This window comes from Haloactinopolyspora alba, assembly GCF_003014555.1.
In the GTDB taxonomy this organism is placed as follows: Bacteria; Actinomycetota; Actinomycetes; order Jiangellales; family Jiangellaceae; genus Haloactinopolyspora; species Haloactinopolyspora alba.
In genome coordinates this window covers 124,647-144,282 of the sequence record NZ_PYGE01000007.1, presented here as the reverse complement: position 1 = coordinate 144,282, position 19,636 = coordinate 124,647, and the positions used below count along the sequence as shown (strand labels likewise).

Below are 19,636 nucleotides of genomic sequence, written 5' to 3'. Positions count from 1 at the left end.
CAATGACCGAGGGCAAGACCATCGTCGTCACCGGAGCCAGCGACGGCATCGGCGCAGCAGCGGCCCGCATGCTCCACCGGGACGGCCACCGCGTCGCCATCGTCGGCCGCTCGCCGCAGAAGACCCGCGCCGTCGCCGCCGAGATCGGCGTGGACCACTACGTCGCCGATTTCACGCGCCTCGACGACGTCCGCGAGCTCGCCGGCGAACTGAGCACCGCCTACCCGCGCATCGACGTGCTCGCCAACAACGCCGGCGGTGTCTTCGGCGATCGCGCCAAGACCGCCGACGGCTTCGAGCGGACCTTCCAGATCAACCACCTGGCGCCGTTCCTGCTCACCAAGCTCCTGACGGACACGCTCGTCGCCAGCAACGCGACGGTGATCCAGACCTCGAGCGTGGGCGCGCGCATGGCGGACACACTCGACGTCGACGACCTCGACCACGACCGGAACTTCGGCCCGGTACGCGTCTACAACGCGGCGAAGCTCGAGAACATCCTGTTCACCAGGGAACTGCACCGCCGATACCACTCCCACGGCCTCTCCGCCGCCGCCTTCCACCCGGGCAACGTGGCGACGAGTTTCGGCACCCGGTCCGAGAGCCGGCTGATGAGGTTCATCACCACCAACCGCATCACCCGCGCCATGCTGACCACCCCGGAGAAGGGCGCCGACCAGCTGGCCTGGCTCGCCGAGAGCCGGCCCGGCGTGGAGTGGGAGTCCGGCACGTACTACGAGAAGCGCCGGCCCGCGAAGCGCACGAACCGGCAGGCCGACGACGCCGTCCTGGCCCGCCGGCTCTGGGACCGCTCCGAAGAACTGCTGCGATGACGTCGGACGGTAAGCTCGGTTGCCGTGACCAGCTCGACCCAGGACACCTCGAACCACCCCAAGGTCGCCCAGGTGCGCTCGGCACTGCGCGCGGCGGGCGTCGACCGCGAGATCACGGTGCTGCCGGAGTCCGCCCCCACCGCGGCGCTGGCCCGAGCCGCCGGTGCCGTGCAGGTAGGCCGCGCCGGCGCCGCGTTCGTCCGCGAGCACACCGACCAGGCCATCGGCGGGGTCGCGCCCGTGGGCCACCCGGCCCCGATCCGGACGTTCGTCGACACCCGACTGGCCGAGCACGACCGCGTGTGGGCGGCCGCCGGTCATCCGCACACCGTGTTCGCGACCACGTTCGACGAGCTGGTCCGGGTCACCGGCGGCACACCCGTCGACGTCGCGGGCTGACGGCGCCCGCGGGAGACGCGACGTGGCGAAGGTCGTGGTGATCGGAGCCGGCCTGGCCGGGCTCGCGACCGCGCTCAGGCTGGCCGACCTGCGCCACGACGTCACCGTCCTCGAGCGCTCGTCGACGGTCGGCGGCCAGATCGACCGGGTCGAGCTGGACGGCGGGGTCGTCGACCTCGGCCCCGCGGCGTTCACACTTCCCGCCCCGGTGCGTGAGCTGTTCCGCTCGACCGGGCGTCCCCTCGAGCGCGAACTCGACCTGGTTCCGGCCGATCCGGCCATGCGGGTGCTGTTCGGCGACGGTTCGGTGGTGGAACTGCCGAACGCCACGAGTGCCGGGGCGAGGCGCGCGTTCGACGACGCGCTCGGCGCTGGATCCGGCGCCGAGTGGGACTCCGTCGTCCGGCACGGCGACGCGCTCTGGCGCACGCTGCGCCCGCGTGTCATGGGCTACGCCGCGCGCGCCGGCACCCGGGTCGCGGCGCTCGACGAGTACACGGCGCACCTGCATGACGACCGGCTGCGGTCGCTGCTCGGCTGGCACGCGACGACCGTCGGCGAGTACCCAGCCGGTGCCCCCGAGTCCGTCACCGTGCTGCCGTACCTCGAGCAGGCGTTCGGCACCTGGACCGTCCGCGGCGGACCGGGCCGGCTCGTGGACGCCCTACGGGACCGGGCCGAACAACGCGGAGCCCGCGTCCGTACCGACACGGCCGTGCAGGCGATCGACGTCGGCTCCGGCCGGCGCGCGACGGCTGTCGTGCTGGCGGACGGCGAGCGGCTCGGCGCCGATCTCATGGTGGCGGCCGTCCAGCCCGCCGCGGTGCGCGAACTGGTCCCGGTGCCGCTGCTCCGCGATCCGCGACGGAGTCTGACGGACCTCGCGACCGGGCTCCGCCGCGATCCGGGCCGCCCGTCCGGGCGCTCGTGCCTGTGCGTCGTGCTCCGCGCGCCGGCCGGGCCCCGGGCGCAGGACGGCGCCCGCGTCGTACTGCCGCCCGCCGGAGACCGCCCGGCCATGACGGTGCACCGGGCCGGCGACGCAGCCGGGCCGGAGGTCATCTGGGTGATCAACGCCGACTGCGCCCCGCACGGCACCGGACGCGCAGCACTCGACTGGACCGCTCCCGGCGTCGCCGACCGCCACACCGCGGCGCTGATCCGGCACGCCGTCGCCGCGGGAGCCCTGGGGCCCGCAGCCGCCGAGATCGCGCCGCTCCTGGTGCGCACGCCGTACGACTGGGCGCACCGCGTCGGCGCTCCGGGGGGCCGTGTGCACGGCGAGCGCTCCGGCGACCCGCCGGCCTACGTGAGCCGCCCGGGCCCGTCGACACGCGTCGACGGGCTGCTGCTCGCCGGGGCCGGCGCACATCCCGGGCCCGGCGTGCCGATGGGGGTCATCTCCTCCGGCCTCGTCGCCGACCGCGTCGGCCGCGCATGAGGGCGCCGGAGACCACCGCCGCGGGTGGTCTCCGGCGGCCTCGGGCGGAACGTGCCGTCACCGCGGCCGGCGGGCGCCGGCTCAGGTGGTGCGGTTGGCGAGTCCCAGTGCCTCGTACACCTCGCGGGCGGCCGTCGACCGGTTCAGCGTGATGAAGTGCAGACCCGGCACCCCCTCGGCCAGCAGCCGCTCACACAGCTTGGTGGCGACCTCGACGCCGATGGAGCGCACGGCCTCCGGGTCGTGCTCGACGGCCATCAGCCGTTCGGCGAGGTCGGCCGGGAAGTCGGCGCCGGACAGGGTGGCGAACCGCTCGATCTGGCGGACGTTCGTCACCGGCATGATCCCCGGGATGATCGGCGCCTCTCCCCCGGCCGCGGCGACCCGGTCGCGCATGCGCAGGTAGTCCTCGACGTGGAAGAACATCTGGGTGATGGCGTACTCGGCACCGGCGCGGAACTTGCGCACCAGGAACTTGGCGTCGGTCTCCACGTCTGGCGCACGCGGGTGCTTCTCCGGGAACGCAGCGACGCCCACGCAGATGTCGCCCATCTCGCGGATGAGGCGCACCAGCTCTTCGGCGTACTCGAACCCCTCCGGGTGTTTGACCCACTCGGCGCCGGGGTCGCCCGGCGGGTCGCCGCGCAGCGCGAGAACGTTGCGGATGCCCGCGTCGCAGTACTCGCCGATGACGTGGCGCAGCTCGGCGACCGAATGGTTGACAGCCGTCAGGTGCCCGACCGTGGTCAACGTGGTCTCACGCGCGAGACCGTCGGTGATGCGGACGGTGCTCTCTCTGCTCGTTCCGCCCGCGCCGTAGGTCACGGACACGAAGGTCGGCGAGAGCCGCTCGAGCTCACGGATGGTCCGCCAGAACGTCGTCTCACCGTCCTCGGTCTTCGGGGCGAAGAACTCGAACGAGAACGACTGTTCCCCTGAGGCCAACAGCTCACCGACGGACTGTGCCGCGTCCGGTGATGTGGGCAGTTGCTCCAAAACCATCCGAACAGGATAACGGCCACCGCCCGGGGGTGACTCGCGCGCGCCACATGGTAGACGTTAGGTTAGTAACACCTAACCCACACTGCTCCCTGATCGTCTGGACCGTACATGCCACTCGTCACGGCCGACCTCGCGGCCCTCCCGCGCCCCGGGACGGACAGCACGCCCGCTGCGCTCGTCGCCGTCGCGCACGAGCTCGGACGCGTGCACGACACGTTCGCCTTCACCCCGGCCGCACCCGACGGTGACGGCTGGGTCGCCCTGTCCGCGGTCACCGAGGCCCAGGTCGGCGCCTGGCTGGACCGGCTGACCGCCGCTGCGGGCGGGCATCGCACGGTCGCCGCCTCGTACCTGGTCCTGCGGCTCACCGGCAGCGTGGCGACTCCGCTGATGGCCGCCTACCTGTTGCAGGGCCGCGGTCTTCCCATCGACGACGAACACGCCGCGGTCCGCCTCGACGGTGAGCAGTTCGACCGGCTGGCGCTGCCCGCGGGCGCCGTCGAGGTCGGTCCGGACGACCCGGTCCGCGACAGCCGCGACGTCACCGGCCGCCCGGGCCCCGTGCCCCTCGACCACGACGCGCTGGCCGAACTGATCGCGGTCCGCCTGCACACGGTGCTCACGCCCGTCATCGAGGCCGCCACCCGCCTCGCCCGCTACAGCAGGGCGAACATGTGGAGCGCGGTCGCCGACCGGCTGGCCGGACCGGCGGTACTGGCCGCCAACCTCGGCGGGCTCGACCCACACGAGTGCTGGCGGCGCACGCACGGCGTCGTCGACCGGCTGGCCGCGCTCGGCGCCCCGGTCAGGCGGCGTCCCCGGCTGCTCGAGATCCCCTGGACGGGCGGCACCGCCGTCAGCACCGTCAAGGGCACCTGCTGCCTGAAGTACCTCGAACAGGACCTGCACCCCCGTGACGCCGCGCAGCGGCCACAAGAGTTCTGCGGAGGCTGCCCGTACGTCGGCGACGACGTGCGCGCCGACCGCCGCCGCGCCGCGCTGGAGTCACCCACGCACTGATCCGTCGCGTCCGAGCCCGCACGAGCCCGTGAGGTCCGCCATGCCGATGTCCGTGCCCCTCTCCGTGCCGCTGTCCGTGCCCCTGTCCTTCCGGCGGCGCGTCGCCGGCCTGCTCGCCCTGGTCACGACGGCCGCCGTGGCCGCCGGATGCGGCGACGACTCCGCCGCGGATTCGTCACCGGACGACACCCACACCGTCCAGCACGCACAAGGCGAGACCGAGGTTCCCGACGACCCGCAGCGCATCGCCGTGCTGTGGCGGCCGACCCTGTCGGCGCTCGTCAACCTCGGCTTCGACCCGGTCGCGACCGGAGCGGGCGAGGCCGACGGCGCCGACCTCGGGCCGTTCCTGCCGGACGACTACCCGGCCGACGAGCTCGAGATCGTCGCCGGCACCCGCGAGCCGGACATCGAGGCGCTCGCGGCCGCCGAGCCGGACCTGATCCTCTCCGTCGACGTCGCCGGCTTCGCCGAGGCCTACGACGACCTGGACCGCATCGCGCCGACCGTCTCGCTGGAATGGGCCGGGACCGAGAGCTGGCGCACGCACCTCACCGACCTCGCGGAGGTGCTCCGCGCCGGCGACCGAGCCGACCAGATCGTCGCCGAGTACGACGAGCACGTGCGGCAGGTCCGCGAGTCCGTCGGCGACCCGTCGGCGATCACCGTCTCGCTGGTCCGCGTGCAGGCCGCCGACGTGCTGCGGATCGAGACGCCGCGGTCATTCCCCGGACAGGTGGTCGACGACGTCGGCTTCGCCCGCCCGGAGGGTCACCTCGAACCGGATCCGGACCGCGACTTCATCGAGATCAGCCTCGAGCTGATCCCGCGCACGGACGCCGACGTGATCTTCACCATGGCCAACGACGACAACACCGGCGCCCGCGACCAGATCACCTCGTCCGGGCTCTGGCGCAACCTCGGCGCCGCGCAGCGCGGCGATGTCCACCATGCGGATTACGACGTCTGGGGCAGCTCGACATACCGCGGTGCGCACCGGATCCTCGACGACATCGACGCCGCGCTCGGAGCCGGCTGAGATGTCCCGCCACCGGAGGGCCCGGAGGGCGCACGACGGCCGCCGACCGGACCGCTTAGCCTGACCACCGTGGATACCGCCGCCTCTCCCCGGCCGACGCACCCGGTGGACGACGTCCGACCGCGCGTCGACCGTGTCATCGAGCAGTTCCTCGAACGGCAACGCGCCCTGGTGCACCAGGTGAGCGCCGACGCGGTGGTCCTGCTCGACACCGGGGCCAGGCTGCTCCGCGGCGGCAAACGGCTGCGCCCGACCTTCTGCTACTGGGGCTGGCGCGCGGTCGGAGGCGCTCCGGACGACGACGCGGTGCTGACCGCGGCGGCCGCGCTGGAGCTGTTCCAGGCCTCCGCGCTGGTGCACGACGACGTCATCGACGGCTCCGACACGCGGCGCGGCGAACCGTCGGCACACCGGCGCTTCGCCGGGGTGCACCGTGACGACGGGTGGCGCGGCGCCCCGGACGCCTTCGGCGCCGCGGCCGCCGTCCTGCTGGGTGACCTGCTGCTCGGGTGGAGCGACGAGCTGTTCGACTCCGCGGCTGTCGATGCGGCCGGCTTACGCCGTGCCCGCACGGTGTTCAACCGGATGCGCACCGAGGTCGGCTCCGGCCAGTACCTGGACGTTCTCGAGCAGGCCAGCGGCGCGAGCCGCCCGCACGGTCAGGCCGAGCGCGCCCGCACCGTGATCAGGTACAAGGCGGCGCGCTACTCCGTCGAGCATCCGCTGACCATCGGCGCGTGCCTGGCAGGCGCCGACGACGCCGCGCTGGCGCCGCTGCACCGCTACGGTGCCGCGCTGGGCGAGGCGTTCCAGCTGCGTGACGACATCCTCGGCGTCTTCGGCGACCCGGACCGTACCGGTAAACCCGCGGGCGACGACCTGCGCGAGGGCAAACGGACCGTGCTGGTCGCGTACGCGCTGGAACGCGCCGATACCGCGCAGACGGAGCTGGTCGAGCGCCTGCTCGGCGACCCGGCTCTCGACCCCGACGGCATCGAGCGGCTGTGCGACGTGCTGGTGCGCACCGACGCGCTGGCCAGAGTCGAGGCGCGGGTGGCCGAGCTCGTCGCGGAGGCGTACACGGCGCTGGACACGGCGCAGGTCACCGCGGACGGGCACACGGCGCTGGCCAGGCTGATCGAGCTCGCCACCGACCGCTCCCGATGATCATCGGCACTTTCCGGCCGTGTGGCCGGGAAAGTGCCGATGATCATGGGAAGAGGGTGCCTCACGCACCCATCGCGTGCACGCCGCCGTCGACGTGGACGATCTCGCCGGTCGTCTTGGGGAACCAGTCCGACAGCAACGCCACGACGCCGCGCGCGGCGGGCTCCGGGTCGCCGAGGTCCCACCCCAGCGGGGCGCGCTCGTCCCAGACCCCCTCGAACTGGTCGAACCCCGGGATCGAGCGGGCGGCCATCGTCTTCACCGGCCCGGCCGACACCAGGTTCACCCGGACATGCCGCTCCCCCAGGTACTTCGCCAGGTACCGCGTCGTCGCCTCCAGGCCGGCCTTCGCGACACCCATCCAGTCGTAGCCGGGCCAGGCCACCTGGGCGTCGAAGTCCATCCCGACGACGGAACCGCCCGACGGCATCAACGGCAGGGTGGCCGTCGTGAGCGACTTCAGCGAGTACGCCGACACCTGCATCGCCGTCGACACGTCGTCGAACGTCGTGTCCAGGAACGCCCCGCCGAGCGCGGTGGTCGGCGCGAACGCGATCGAGTGCACGACGCCGTCGAGCCCGTCGACATGCTCGCCGACCCGCTCGGCCAGGCTGTCCAGGTGCGTGTCGTCCTGGACGTCGAGCTCCAGCACCGGCGCCTCGTGCGGCAGCCGCTTCGCGATCCGCTCGACCAGGCTCATCCGGCCGAACCCGGTGACCACCACGGTGGCGCCGGCCAGCTGGGCGAGCCGTGCTGTGTGAAAGGCGAACGACGAGTCCGTCAGCACGCCCGTGACCAGGATCCGTTTGCCCTCGAGGATGCGCCCGCCCGGTACGGTCGGCTCGCTCATGTTCGGCTCTCCTGCGCTCTCGTCCGTCAATGTCCCATGCCCAGACCGCCGTCGACCGGGATGATCGCGCCGGTCACGTACGCCGCGTCGTCGCTGGCGACCCAGCGCACGACCCGGGCCACCTCGTCGGCCGAGGCGTAGCGTCCCAGCGGCACTTCCGCCAGGATCTGCTCGCGCCGCTCGTCGGACAGTTCGTCGGTCATGTCCGACTCCACGAACCCCGGCGCGACGACGTTCGCGGTGATGCCGCGGCTGCCCAGCTCGCGAGCCATGGAACGGGCCATGCCGACGAGCCCGGCCTTGCTGGCGGCGTAGTTGACCTGCCCGGGCGAGCCGAGCAACCCCACCACGCTGGAGATGAACACCACCCGCCCGCGACGCGCACGCAACATCCCCTTGGCCGCGCGCTTGGCGACCCGGAACGCGCCGGTCAGGTTGGTGTCGACGACGTCGGTGAACTCGTCCTCACCCATGCGCAGCAACAACGTGTCGCGGGTGATGCCGGCGTTGGCGACGAGCACCTCCACCGGCCCCTGGGTGGACTCGACCTCGTCGAAAGCCGACTCGACCGAGCTCATGTCGGTCACGTCGCAGCGCACGCCGGACAGCCCGGAAGGGGGCTCACCGCCACGATGGGTGACGGTGACGGCGTCGCCTGCTTCGGCGAACGAGCGGGCTATGGCCAGGCCGATGCCGCGGTTTCCGCCGGTCACCAGAACCGAGCGACTCACCTTCGCAGCTCCTCTCATAGGCGGACCGCGTCGACGCTACCGGATCCCGCCAGTCGCCCCGCCGCTGCCTCCAACAGACCCGGAGAGGTTGCGCCCGCCTGCGACGGCCAGGGTTCGGTCGGGCATCGGCGAGCGAGGAACGAGCGAGCCGCGGGCGAGGACAGCGCGCACGGGCACAACCTCCCCTCACGCGTCTTCGAGGCGGAAACCGACCTTCATGCCGACCTGGAAGTGCTCGACCTCGCCGTCGACGATCTGTCCGCGGATCTCGGTCACCTCGAACCAGTCGAGGTGCCGCAGCGTCTGGGCGGCGCGTCCGATGCCGTTGCGTACCGCGTCGTCGACGCTGTCGGTCGACGTGCCGACGATCTCGCTCACTCGATAAGTGCGGTTCATGGTTCCTCCTTCGTCGCGCAAAACCCGGACTGCGGATGTTTCACTCCAGCGATTCTGGCCTACGGTTGGAAGGTGAGCGGTGCGAACGGCCCGAGCCGACACCGGAGGGACGATCCGGTGCCTTCGGTCACCACGGCCGCCGCCGGTAACAGCACCGACGTGTCCGGGCGGCAGCGGCGCTACCTGATCATGATGGGAATCCGCATCGCCTGCCTGCCGCTGGCTGTCGTGACCGACGGATGGCTACGTTGGATCTTTATCGTCGGGGCTGTCGTCCTGCCCTACGTCGCCGTCGTCGTCGCGAACGCGACCCGCCGTCCGGCCTCGGGCGAGCTGTCTCCGGTGCCGCCGAAACCCCGCGCAGAGCTACCTGCCGCACGGACCCGCGATGATCGAATCAATGAGTAGGAGGCTCTTCCGGAGACGTCTGCTCGCGTGCAATACTCCCCATCGCGCGCGTTCCGTATTCCCCCGTCGGTGCGACGCGTACCGGCGACGTCGGGCGGCTTCCCCCGTGGCTGCCCGACGTCGTCATCTCTCGCCGGGCGCCGTGGGTGCCCGGCGATTCACGTGCGTCTCGGCTCAGCCACCGATCGCCGACATCGGCCGCGTCGGCTGCAGGAAACCCTCGTCGTCGATGCCGTGACCAGCAGCTTTGCTGGCCATCGCCATCTCCCAGCGCGACGCGAGCTCGGCGTCGTCCGCGCCGGCGCGCAGCGGCGTCCGCAGGTCGGACTCGTGCCGGGCGAACAGGCAGTTGCGGATCTCGCCCTCGGCGGTGAGCCGGGTCCGGTCACACGAACCACAAAACGGCCGGGTCACCGACCCGATGACACCCACCCGCTGCGGGCCGCCGTCGACCAGCCACGTCTCGGCCGGCGCGCTGCCGCGCTCGACGTCGCCGATCGGGCTGAGCGTGTACCTCGTCCGCAGCGAGGTCAGGATCTCGTCCGCGGTCACCATGGCCGCCCGGTCCCACCCGTGCTGGGCGTCCAGCGGCATCTGCTCGATGAAGCGCAGCTCGTAGCCCTGCTCCAGCGCCCAGGTCAGCAGGTCGGGCGCCTCGTCGTCGTTGATGCCGCGCATCAGCACCGCGTTGATCTTCACCGGCTCGAGTCCGGCGGCACGCGCCGCGGCCAGCCCTTCCAGCACGTCGTCGAGGCGGCGCCGGTGCGTCATCGTCTCGAACCGCTCGTGGCTCAGCGTGTCGATCGAGCCGTTGACGCGGTCGAGCCCGGCGGTCGCCAGCGTCTCGGCGACGCGGGCGAGGCCGACCGCGTTGGTGGTCAACGACAGCTCCGGCCGTGGCCGCAGCGCGGCGCATTCGGTGACGATGTCCACCAGGCCCCGGCGCAGCAGCGGCTCGCCGCCGGTGAAGCGGACCTCGCGGATGCCGAGGCGCTCCACACCGATGCGCACCAGCCGCACGACCTCGTCGTCGGTGAGCAGCGACTCGCGAGGCAGCCAGGCGAGCCCTTCCTCCGGCATGCAGTACGTGCATCTCAGGTTGCACCGATCGGTCAGAGACACACGCAGGTCAGTGGCGATACGCCCGAACCGGTCTACCAACACACCACCACCCTACGACCATTCTGCGACCCCTGTCGGCACGCGTGCTGACGCGGCGACTACGGTCGGCAGCGTGTACAGGTTCCTGGCCAGCCGCCGGTGGCTGGTTCGCACCATCGCCGGGATACTCCTGGTGCTCGTGTGCGTCCGGCTGGGGATCTGGCAGCTCGACCGCAACGAGCAGCGCACCGCGCACAACGACGTCGTCGAGGCGAACGTCGACGACGACGCGGTGCCGATCGACCGGCTCGCCGCGCCCGGCGCCGCCCTCGCCGACGACGACCAGTGGCGCACGGTCCAGGTCACCGGACGCTACGACACCGACAACGCACTGATCCTGCGGCTGCGTCCGGTGAACGGCGTGCCCGGCGTGCACGCGCTGACGCCGCTGGTGACCGACGACGGGAACGCGGTCCTGGTCGACCGCGGTTACGTCGCGTCCGAAGGCACCCGCGACGACGAAGTGCCCATTCCGCCGCCTCCCGAGGGGCGGGTCACCGTGACCGGACGGGCGCGGACGAGCGAAACGGGCCAGGGTACCGGCGGCGACGCCGCACGCGGGGACATCCGTTACGTCGACATCGCGGGCATCGCCGAGACGATGCCGTACCCGCTGTACGGCGCGTGGATCGAGCGGACCGCGCAGGATCCCGCCGGCTCCGGCGAGCTGCGCACCATCCCGGCGCCGGAGACCGAGTCCGGGCCGCACCTGTCGTACGCGGTGCAGTGGTTCCTGTTCGCCGTCGTCGGCGTCAGCGGGTACGTGCTACTGGTGCGCGCCGAGGCCCGCGGCCGCGCCGAGGCGGCGGCCGAGCCCGGCCACGGCGACAGCTCGGGACCCGGGGAAGACTCCGGCGACCACGCGGCCGGCGAACCTGCCGCACGTGCACACGGTGGAGGCCGCGACCAGGTAGACAGGTGACATGACTGGGCTGATCGAGGACCACGGGATCATCGGCGACCTGCACACCGCCGCGCTCGTCGACCGCGACGGAACCATCGACTGGCTCTGCCTGCCGCGCTTCGACTCCGCCGCCTGCTTCGCCGCCCTGCTCGGCACCGAGAAGCACGGCTACTGGCGGATGGCGCCCACCGGCGCCGGCCAGGCGGATCGCCGCTGGTACCGCGGCGAAACGCTGATCCTCGAGCACGTCTGGGACACCCCGGACGGCAGCGTGAAGGTCACCGACCTGATGCCGCCCAGCAGCGGCCAGCACGACCTGGTGCGCATCGTCGAGGGCATTTCCGGGCGCGTGGCCATGCACAGCGAGCTGCGGCTGCGCTTCGACTACGGGCGGTCGGTGCCGTGGATGCACCGTAAGGACGGGATGATCGTCGGTGTCGCCGGTCCCGACTCGGTGGCCCTGCACTGCGACGTCCCGACGTACGGACGGGCGCTGACCACCCATTCGGACTTCATCGTCAACGAGGGCGAGAGAGTCGCGTTCGTGCTCGCCTGGTCGCCGTCGCACGAGCCGCCGGCGGCGCCGGTCGACCCCCGCCACGCCCTCGACACGACCGAGGCGTTCTGGAACGAGTGGGCGTCGCGGTGCACCTACCAGGGGCCGTACCGCGACGCGGTGATCCGGTCGCTGCTGACGCTCAAGGCACTCACCTTCGCCCCCACCGGGGGCATCGTCGCCGCGCCGACCACCTCGCTGCCGGAGGACATCGGCGGCGTGCGCAACTGGGACTACCGGTACTGCTGGCTACGCGACTCCGCGTTCACGCTGGACGCGCTGATCCGCAGCGGCTACGTCGACGAGGCGCGCGAGTGGCGCGACTGGCTGCTGCGCGCCATCGGCGGCAACCCCGGCGAGCTGCAGATCATGTACGGCCTCGCCGGCGAGCGACGGCTGGCGGAGTACGAGCTGGACTGGCTCGGCGGCTACGAGGGCTCGAGCCCGGTACGGGTCGGCAACGCCGCCGCCGAACAGCTGCAGATCGACGTGTACGGCGAGGTGCTGGACACGCTCGCCCGTGCCCGCCAGCACGGCCTGCCCCTCGAGCAGCATGCGTGGGCACTGCAGGAGAAGCTGCTCGAGCACCTCGAGAAGGCGTGGCAGGAGCCGGACGAAGGGCTGTGGGAGGTCCGCGGGCCTCGCCGGCACTTCGTGCACTCGAAGGTGATGGCCTGGGTCGCCGCGGACCGCGCGGTGCAGACCCTGCAGCAGAACCAGATGCGCGGCGACATCGACCGGTGGCGGGCGATGCGCGCCACGATCCTGTCGGAGGTCACGAAGTACGGCTACGACTCCGAGCGGTCGACGTTCACCCAGTCCTACGGTGAGCCGACGCTGGACGCCGCGCTCCTGCAGATCCCGATCGTCGGGTTCCTGCCCCCGGACGACCCGCGGGTGATCGGCACCGTCGACGCCGTCGAGCGGGAGCTGTCCGTCGACTCGGGCCTGCTGCTGCGTTACCGCGGCGACGGCGTCGACGGCCTGCCCGGCGACGAGGGCGCGTTCCTGGCCTGCTCGTTCTGGATGGTGGAGGCGCTGCACCTGACCGGGCGGCCGGAACGCGCCCGTGAGCTGTTCGAACGGCTCCTGTCGCTGCGCAACGACCTGGGCCTGCTGGCGGAGGAGTACGACCCGCGGACCGGCCGGATGGTGGGGAACTTCCCGCAGGCGCTGAGCCACATCCCGCTGGTGACGGCGGCCTATCTGATCGCCGAGATGCCCGGCCCCGCGACCGGGCACGCCTGAGTTCCACGCCGTCGCCCCGTGATCGTGGGCACTTGTCCGGTCCCGTGACCGACAACCGCCCGACGATCACGGGGGCGACACATTGCGCACGATCCGAATTCGAATACCGAATTACCGCGCCGCCGGCCGCGTTCGTTCCGCCGCCGAGCAGGCAGTATCCGGGTCCTGAATAGGACACATTCCACATCCGCCCTTCACCGCCGGATCGGCGCTGGTTAATGTCCTGGCAACGTCAAAGCGCCAACGCATTCGTGCGACTGACGGACACCGATCACCACGCTCGATTCATGCCTTGAGAAGAGGTGGGACAGTCATGCTCTCAACACGACGCGCCGTTGCCGGCGCCACCGCGGCGCTCGCGGTGTGCGCCGCGCTGACATCGTGCGGCGGCTCCGACGACGACAGCGGCGGCGGCAGTAGTGGCGGCGGAGCCACCGCGGAAGGCGAAGCGCAGATCTCGGCCGGCATGGTCGGCGCCATCGACCAGATCGGCCTGCCGGCGGCGCTGGACAAGGGATACTTCGAGGCCGCCGGCGTCCGGGTCGAGGTCCAGGAGCCTTTCGCCACCGGCGTGGACATGCTCAACGCCCTCGACACCGGGCAGATCGACATCGCCCAGGTCGGCACGCCGCTGATCGGCGCCGTGCTCAGCGGTGCCGACTACGTGATCCTCGGCAACTACACCGGAAGCGCGTCCCAGCTGGGCATCGACGAGACGATGGCGGTCATGGCCCGCGCGGACTCGGGCATCAAGGAAGACGATCTGTCGACGCTGGCCGGCAAGAAAGTCGGTGTCGCGGTGGGTTCGATCAACCATCTCTACCTGCTCGCCGCCCTGAAGGAGCACGGGATGACTCCGGAGGACGTCGAGATCGTCAACACCGCGCCACCCGACATGGGTGTGGCCCTGCAGACCAGCGGCATCGACGCGGCCATCGTCTGGGACCCGTGGCCGTTGCTGATCGAGCAGCAGGTCGAAGGCGCCTACGAGGTCACCCGCGGCGGCGGCTACATCGGCTTCATCGGTTACCTCGTCGCCGAGCGCGAGTGGGCCGAGCAGCACCCGGACCTCGTCAAGCGCTTCCTCACCGCACGTGCCGCCGCGGACCAGTGGATGCGTAAGAATCCCGACGACGCCGCCGGTGTCGCCTCACGTTGGCTGTCCAATCTCGACCCCGCGATCGCCAAAGAGGCGATGCAGCACAACATCCAACAACTCGACCCGCGGATATCGGCGTGCAACTACGCCGCGCTGAATTCCGCGATGACAACATTGCACGACCTCGGATCGATCGACGACACGTTCGATCCGGCGTCGGTTTTCGAACCCGCGGCCATCAACGAGGTCGTCTCCGAGTCACCCGAGCTGTTCGAAGACCTTCCTCCCATTCCCGAGAGCGCCGAGGTCACCGAGGACTTCTCGTTCGATCCGTCCGCGCGGCAGTGCGGAAGCTGAACCGACCGACTGCTTTTCCGTTCCCCCCGATGGAAGGAGTCAGCATGTCCAGCACCCCCGAACAGCACGAACAGGTCGTACGGCCCGACGGCCGCCGCTCCGGGCGGCGTTCGTTCATCAAGTCCGCCGCCGCGGTGGGCGCCGGTGGCGTGAGCCTCGCCGCCGCCTCGTCGCTGCCGATCGACGACCGCGTCGCCCACGCCACCCAGAACGTCAGCCGCGCCTCGAAGCCGTCGCAGCTGAAGATCACCGACCTGCGCATCGCCGTGCTGGAAGGCGTACCGTTCACCAGCCCGATCGTGCGCATCGACACCAACCAGGGCATCACCGGCTGGGGCGAGGTGCGCGACGACGCCGACCCGCGGTACGCGCTGATGCTCAAGAGCCGGCTGCTCGGCGAGAACCCGTGCAACGTCGAGATGCTGTTCAAGCGGATCGCGCAGTTCGGCGGGCACGGCCGGCAGGGCGGCGGCGTGTCCGGGGTCGAGATGGCGCTGTGGGACCTCGCCGGCAAGGCGTACGGCGTGCCCGTGTACGCGATGCTCGGCGGTCAGTATCGCAACAAGGTCCGCGTCTACACCGACGCCACCGAGTCCGAGGACCCCGAAGAGTACGCCGCCCGGATGAAGGAACGCGTCGACGCCGGCGTCACCTTCCTCAAGATGGATCTCGGCCTGTCCATCGTCAAGGACATCCCCGGCACGATCGTCGGCGAGAGCCTGTGGGGCGGTGACCTCGGCCAGTACAACGGCGACCCGAAGAGCTACGGCATGACCGAGCACGCCTTCACCCAGGTGCAGATCACCGACAAGGGCCTGGACGAGATGGCGAAGTACGTGGCCGCCGTCCGCAACGCCATCGGCTACGACATCCCGCTGGGCATGGACCACACCGGCCACTTCGGGGTGGACACCGCGATCCGGCTGACCAACCGGTTCCAGGAGTTCCACCTGGCCTACCAGGAGGACCTGGTGCCGTGGTTCTACCACGACGACTGGCGCCAGATCACCGAGAGCGTCAACGTGCCGACGATGACCGGCGAGGACATGTACGGGTTCGACGCCTTCCAGAAGATCATCGACGACGGCATGGTCGAGCTCATCCACCCCGACCCGGCGACCGCCGGCGGCATCCTGGAGACCAAACGCATCGGCGACTACGCCGAACGCAACCACATCGCGACGATGCTGCACTATGCCGGCTCACCCATCGGTGCCATCGCGTCCGCGCACATCGCCGCCGCGACCAACGGTTTCCAGGCTCAGGAGTACCACGCCTGGGACGTCGACGGCTGGGACGACCTCGTCGACGGGATGGACAAGCCGCTGATGAAGGACGGCTTCTACACCCTCACCGACCGGCCGGGACTCGGCGTCGACCTGAATCTGGACGCCGCCAAGAAGTTCCTGAAGAAGGGCACCAAGCTCTTCCCCAAGTCCGACGAGTGGAACGAGAACAAGTCCTGGGACCGGATCTGGAGCTGACGCGGCCCCGGACCCCGTACCACCTGTGAAGATGCGAGGAGTCGTCCGTTGACGATGACGCACAAGATCCGGACCCGCGCTCGGGTCGAATCGGCCGCGTGGTTCCTGAGCCCGTTCGTCGTGCTGCTCGCGGCCTGGCTGGTCGCGATACCGGCGCTGGACGTCTCACCGCGGACGTTCCCCTCCGCGCCCGCCGTCTGGTCGGCCCTGGTCGACCAGACGGCGGCCGGGGAACTGATCCCGCACGTGCTGTCCAGCCTGGGCCGGGTGTTCCTCGGCGCCGGCATCGCGGTCGCGGTCGGAGTGCCGGCCGGGCTGCTGATGGGGATGAGCGCCGCGCTGTCGACGTTCTTCTCGCCACTACTGCGATTCTCGGTGGCGCTGGCCGGAATCGCGTGGATCCCGCTGGCGACGCTGTGGCTGGGCTACGGCAACGGCGCCGTCGTCTTCGTGGTGTTCAACGCCGTGTTCTTCGCGATCGTCTACAACTCGATGCTCGGGGTGCGCCAGACGGGAACGTCGTTGCTGCGCGCCGCGCGCAGCCTCGGCGCGTCCCGGTGGCAGATGTTCTGGGAGGTCTACCTGCCCGGTGCGCTGCCCAACATCGTCACCGGGCTGCGCGTCGGTCTCGGGTTCGCCTGGCGCGGGCTGATCGCCGCCGAGATCATCGCGACGAGCACCGGGCTCGGGTACACGCTGTTCCTCGCCCGGCAGTACTACGAGACCGACGTGATCATCCTGATGATGATCCTCATCGGCGTGCTCTGGCTGGTCATGGACCGGTTGTTGCTGGCCCCCTTCGAGCGCCGGACGATCCAGCGCTGGTCGGGTGAACGGAAGGCGCGGGCATGAGCGTGCAGACGACAGCGAAGACCTCCCGACCGGACCCGCCGCGCAGGACGGGCACCTCCGCGGCCGCACGCTGGCGGGCGCTGCGCCGCCGCCCGCTGGTCACGACGCTGTTCCCGTTCGCCGTGGTCATCGCGGTCTGGGCGGTCGTCGCCGAACTCGGCGTGTTCCCGAGCGCGTTCTTCGTCGGCCCGGCCACCGTCGCCGACAGCCTGCTCACGTCGGTCCAGCGCGGGATCCTGCCCGCGTACATCGTGGACTCGCTGACCCGGCTGGCCGTCGGAACCGGCGTCGGCCTGCTGGTCGGCGTGGCGCTGGGTTTCCTGATCGGGCTGAACCGGCACGCGCGCCGGTTCAGCTGGCCGCTGCTGCTGTTCTTCCAGGCGATCGGCGACATCGCCTGGCTACCGATCGTGATCATCTGGTTCGGGTTCAGCCTCACGTCGGTCACCGTCGTGATCGTCTACACGGTCGTGTTCCCGCTGATCATCAGCATCGTCGCCGGCCTGGACGCGATCCCGACGAACCTGCTGCGCGCGGCGTCCAGCCTGGGCGCCTCCCGCTGGCGGATGTTCTGGGAGGTCTACGTCCCGGGTGCGCTGCCGGGCCTGTCCAGCGGCGTACGCACCGGACTCGGCTACGGATGGCGGGCACTGATCGCCGCCGAGATCATCATCGGCACCAGCGGTGTCGGCTTCATGATGTTCGACGCCCGTCGGCAGGGCGACGTCTCGCACGTCTTCGTCGGCATGGCGGTGCTCGGCGTGCTCTGGTACATGACCGACGCCCTCGTCCTCGCTCCGCTCGAGAAGGAGACGGTGGAGCGCTGGGGGCTCGTGGAAGGAATCGGCCGATGAGTTTCCTGACGGTGGACCGGCTCAACCAGGTCTACACGGACGTCTACACGAACGAGCACACCGTCGCGATCGACGACGTCTCGTTCACCATCCCCGCGGGCGAGTTCGTCTCGCTGATCGGGCCCAGCGGATGCGGCAAGACCACGGTGCTGAACATCGTGGCCGGGTTCGTCGAGGCGACCGGCGGCGCCGTGCAGCTGGAGGGGGTGCCCGTCGCGGGCCCGGGACCGGACCGCGGCGTGGTGTTCCAGGACTTCGCGCTGTTCCCCTGGAAGACCGTCCTGGCCAACGTGGCCTTCGGGCTGAAGATGAACGGCGTCGGCAAGGCCGAGCGACAGGCCACCGCGCAGGAGATGATCGACCTCGTCGGGCTGTCGGGGTTCGAGCGGAAGTTCCCGCACGAGTTGTCCGGCGGCATGCGCCAGCGCGCCGCCGTCGCGCGGGTGCTGGCGACGGAGCCGTCGATCATGCTGATGGACGAGCCGTTCGCCAGTGTCGACGCGCAGACCAGGCGGGTCCTGCAGCAGGAGGTGCTGCGGATCTGGGACCTGCGCCGCACGACGGTGCTGTTCGTCACGCACGACGTCGACGAGGCCGTGTTCATGTCCGACCGCGTCATCGTGCTGTCGACCCGTCCGAGCCAGGTCCAGGCCGACATCCGGATCCCGATCGAGCGGCCGCGCTCCTGGACGGACATGCACACGAACGAGGACTTCGTGTCCATCCGCCGTGAGCTGATGGGCATGCTCGGCGTCGAGGGCGCGGAGGTGGCGCCGTGACCCTGCTCGCCAAGGCGATCCGCAGCACAGGCGGCCGGACCCTCATCGTCCTGCTCGTCGCCTGGCTGGGCTGGCAGCTTTACCTCACGCTGGCCGCCGGCGGCAAGATCGACCCCGAGATCGAGCAGGCCTCCGAAGCCGATGCCCCTGTCAGCGTCGCCGTCACCCTCGACTTTCCGCCGGAACGCTTCCACACGCTCGAACTGCAGGAGTTCGGGCGTGTGGCCGGTGTCGAGGACAACACCGTCGAACTGCGCGAGGTCGCGCCCGACGACGTCGACTCCATCGCCCGCATCTACTGGGTCGACCACCTCGGCCCGCTCGACCTGCCCGAACTCGACATCGACCTCTAGAGGAGAACCACGAGTATGACCACGTACAGCCAGGACACCATCGACGGGTACCGCGCCGTCACCACCGCGTCGGTCTGCGACGCACTGCAGTCCCTCGGCGTGCAGGGATTCCTGTCCTCGCAGATCCGCCTGCGCGTCGGCCACAAGATCGTCGGGCCGGCCGTCACCGTACGCGAGGAGCCGACCGACCAGGCCGAGCCGCCGACGCTCGCCCTCGATCTCATCGATGCCGCGGTGCCCGGCTCGGTGGTCGTCATCGACGTCGACGGAGCCAGTGAGGTCGCCGTCTGGGGCGGTCTCATGACCGCCGGCGCGGTGGCGAACAAGCTCGCCGGGGCGGTCCTCGACGCCGGGGTCCGGGACGTCGAGGAGATCGGCCGCGACTTCGACTTCACCGTCTTCGCCCGCTCCACCACCCCTGCCACCACCGTCGGCAGGTTCCGCACGGTCGAGTCGAACGTGCCCGTGACCTGCGGAGGGGTGCGCATCACCCCAGGTGACCTGATCGTCGGCGACAGCGACGGCGTCGTCGCCGTTCCCGCCGCCCACGTCGACGAGACGCTCGCCACCGCCCGGGAGATCGAGGAGAAGGAACGCCAGCAGACCAAGCTCATCCTCGAGACCGGTTCACTGGCCGAGGGCATGGCGCGGTACGGCCGCATCTGACGTCCGCATCCGACGTCCGGCCACGCACGGAGGAGTG

At 70.9% G+C, this 19,636-nt stretch carries 21 protein-coding genes; 16 read left to right on the top strand and 5 right to left on the bottom strand.

Annotation, left to right across the window (positions count from 1 at the left end; all coding sequences use genetic code 11):
* Positions 1-2: 2 nt before the first annotated feature.
* From CLV30_RS11785 to CLV30_RS11775, 3 genes are read left to right on the top strand one after another with little or no spacing between them, the layout of a single operon-like run.
* Entirely contained in the window at positions 3-833 is an 831-nt protein-coding gene (locus tag CLV30_RS11785; protein WP_106537405.1) for an SDR family NAD(P)-dependent oxidoreductase, read from the top strand.
* 24 nt (positions 834-857) lie between these two features.
* A complete protein-coding gene (locus tag CLV30_RS11780) occupies positions 858-1,232 on the top strand; it encodes a YbaK/EbsC family protein (RefSeq protein ID WP_106537404.1) in 375 nt (124 codons plus the stop codon).
* Positions 1,233-1,254: 22 nt separating this feature from the next.
* Positions 1,255-2,673: a phytoene desaturase family protein gene (locus tag CLV30_RS11775; protein WP_165358585.1), complete on the top strand. Its 1,419-nt coding sequence runs from the start codon at positions 1,255-1,257 to the stop codon at positions 2,671-2,673.
* An 81-nt stretch (positions 2,674-2,754) separates the two neighbouring features.
* On the opposite strand, the gene metF is transcribed toward CLV30_RS11775, so the two are convergent.
* On the bottom strand, positions 2,755-3,675 hold the full coding sequence (gene metF / locus CLV30_RS11770) for a methylenetetrahydrofolate reductase [NAD(P)H] (protein ID WP_106537402.1): 921 nt from the start codon (positions 3,673-3,675) through the stop codon (positions 2,755-2,757).
* A 108-nt stretch (positions 3,676-3,783) separates the two neighbouring features.
* Here metF and CLV30_RS11765 point away from each other — a divergent pair, with 108 nt between their 5' ends.
* The 3 genes from CLV30_RS11765 (at position 3,784) to CLV30_RS11755 (ending at position 6,901) form a co-directional block, all read left to right on the top strand.
* Positions 3,784-4,695, top strand: coding sequence for an IucA/IucC family C-terminal-domain containing protein (locus CLV30_RS11765; protein WP_106537401.1), 912 nt, complete (start codon positions 3,784-3,786; stop codon positions 4,693-4,695).
* A gap of 46 nt (positions 4,696-4,741) precedes the next feature.
* Positions 4,742-5,734: an ABC transporter substrate-binding protein gene (locus tag CLV30_RS11760; protein ID WP_165358584.1), complete on the top strand. Its 993-nt coding sequence runs from the start codon at positions 4,742-4,744 to the stop codon at positions 5,732-5,734.
* 69 nt (positions 5,735-5,803) lie between these two features.
* Positions 5,804-6,901 (top strand): polyprenyl synthetase family protein, encoded by a 1,098-nt coding sequence (locus CLV30_RS11755; RefSeq protein WP_106537399.1) that lies wholly within the window; start codon positions 5,804-5,806, stop codon positions 6,899-6,901.
* 61 nt (positions 6,902-6,962) lie between these two features.
* Here the strand turns inward: CLV30_RS11755 and fabI are convergent, their stop codons facing one another.
* From fabI to CLV30_RS11740, 3 genes are all read right to left on the bottom strand, one after another.
* Positions 6,963-7,751, bottom strand: a complete 789-nt coding sequence (gene fabI / locus CLV30_RS11750) for an enoyl-ACP reductase FabI (protein ID WP_106537398.1) — start codon at positions 7,749-7,751, stop codon at positions 6,963-6,965.
* Positions 7,752-7,777: 26 nt separating this feature from the next.
* The gene (fabG, locus tag CLV30_RS11745) at positions 7,778-8,482 is read right to left on the bottom strand and encodes a beta-ketoacyl-ACP reductase (RefSeq protein ID WP_106537397.1); all 705 of its coding nucleotides are present in this window, start codon (positions 8,480-8,482) and stop codon (positions 7,778-7,780) included.
* Positions 8,483-8,668: 186 nt separating this feature from the next.
* Positions 8,669-8,878: a dodecin gene (locus CLV30_RS11740; RefSeq protein WP_106537396.1), complete on the bottom strand. Its 210-nt coding sequence runs from the start codon at positions 8,876-8,878 to the stop codon at positions 8,669-8,671.
* Between the two features lie 117 nt (positions 8,879-8,995).
* Between CLV30_RS11740 and CLV30_RS11735 the strand changes: the two genes are divergently transcribed.
* Entirely contained in the window at positions 8,996-9,286 is a 291-nt protein-coding gene (locus CLV30_RS11735) for a DUF3099 domain-containing protein (protein ID WP_106537395.1), read from the top strand.
* Positions 9,287-9,460: 174 nt separating this feature from the next.
* Here the strand turns inward: CLV30_RS11735 and moaA are convergent, their stop codons facing one another.
* Entirely contained in the window at positions 9,461-10,450 is a 990-nt protein-coding gene (gene moaA / locus CLV30_RS11730) for a GTP 3',8-cyclase MoaA (RefSeq protein ID WP_106537394.1), read from the bottom strand.
* Positions 10,451-10,520: 70 nt separating this feature from the next.
* Between moaA and CLV30_RS11725 the strand changes: the two genes are divergently transcribed.
* The 9 genes from CLV30_RS11725 (at position 10,521) to CLV30_RS11685 (ending at position 19,599) form a co-directional block, all read left to right on the top strand.
* The gene (locus CLV30_RS11725; RefSeq protein ID WP_165358583.1) at positions 10,521-11,369 is read left to right on the top strand and encodes an SURF1 family cytochrome oxidase biogenesis protein; all 849 of its coding nucleotides are present in this window, start codon (positions 10,521-10,523) and stop codon (positions 11,367-11,369) included.
* Position 11,370: 1 nt separating this feature from the next.
* Entirely contained in the window at positions 11,371-13,155 is a 1,785-nt protein-coding gene (locus CLV30_RS11720) for a glycoside hydrolase family 15 protein (protein ID WP_106537393.1), read from the top strand.
* Between the two features lie 313 nt (positions 13,156-13,468).
* Positions 13,469-14,611: an ABC transporter substrate-binding protein gene (locus tag CLV30_RS11715; protein WP_106537392.1), complete on the top strand. Its 1,143-nt coding sequence runs from the start codon at positions 13,469-13,471 to the stop codon at positions 14,609-14,611.
* Between the two features lie 44 nt (positions 14,612-14,655).
* Entirely contained in the window at positions 14,656-16,095 is a 1,440-nt protein-coding gene (locus CLV30_RS11710; RefSeq protein WP_205740758.1) for a mandelate racemase/muconate lactonizing enzyme family protein, read from the top strand.
* A gap of 54 nt (positions 16,096-16,149) precedes the next feature.
* A complete protein-coding gene (locus CLV30_RS11705) occupies positions 16,150-16,947 on the top strand; it encodes an ABC transporter permease (protein ID WP_106537390.1) in 798 nt (265 codons plus the stop codon).
* A complete protein-coding gene (locus CLV30_RS11700; RefSeq protein ID WP_106537389.1) occupies positions 16,944-17,801 on the top strand; it encodes an ABC transporter permease in 858 nt (285 codons plus the stop codon). Before CLV30_RS11705 ends, CLV30_RS11700 begins: the two co-directional genes overlap by 4 nt.
* The gene (locus tag CLV30_RS11695) at positions 17,798-18,580 is read left to right on the top strand and encodes an ABC transporter ATP-binding protein (protein WP_106537388.1); all 783 of its coding nucleotides are present in this window, start codon (positions 17,798-17,800) and stop codon (positions 18,578-18,580) included. The genes CLV30_RS11700 and CLV30_RS11695 overlap by 4 nt, the downstream gene beginning before the upstream one ends.
* A complete protein-coding gene (locus tag CLV30_RS11690) occupies positions 18,577-18,933 on the top strand; it encodes a hypothetical protein (protein ID WP_106537387.1) in 357 nt (118 codons plus the stop codon). Before CLV30_RS11695 ends, CLV30_RS11690 begins: the two co-directional genes overlap by 4 nt.
* 15 nt (positions 18,934-18,948) lie before the next feature.
* The gene (locus tag CLV30_RS11685) at positions 18,949-19,599 is read left to right on the top strand and encodes an RraA family protein (RefSeq protein ID WP_106537386.1); all 651 of its coding nucleotides are present in this window, start codon (positions 18,949-18,951) and stop codon (positions 19,597-19,599) included.
* The last annotated feature ends 37 nt before the right edge of the window (positions 19,600-19,636 follow it).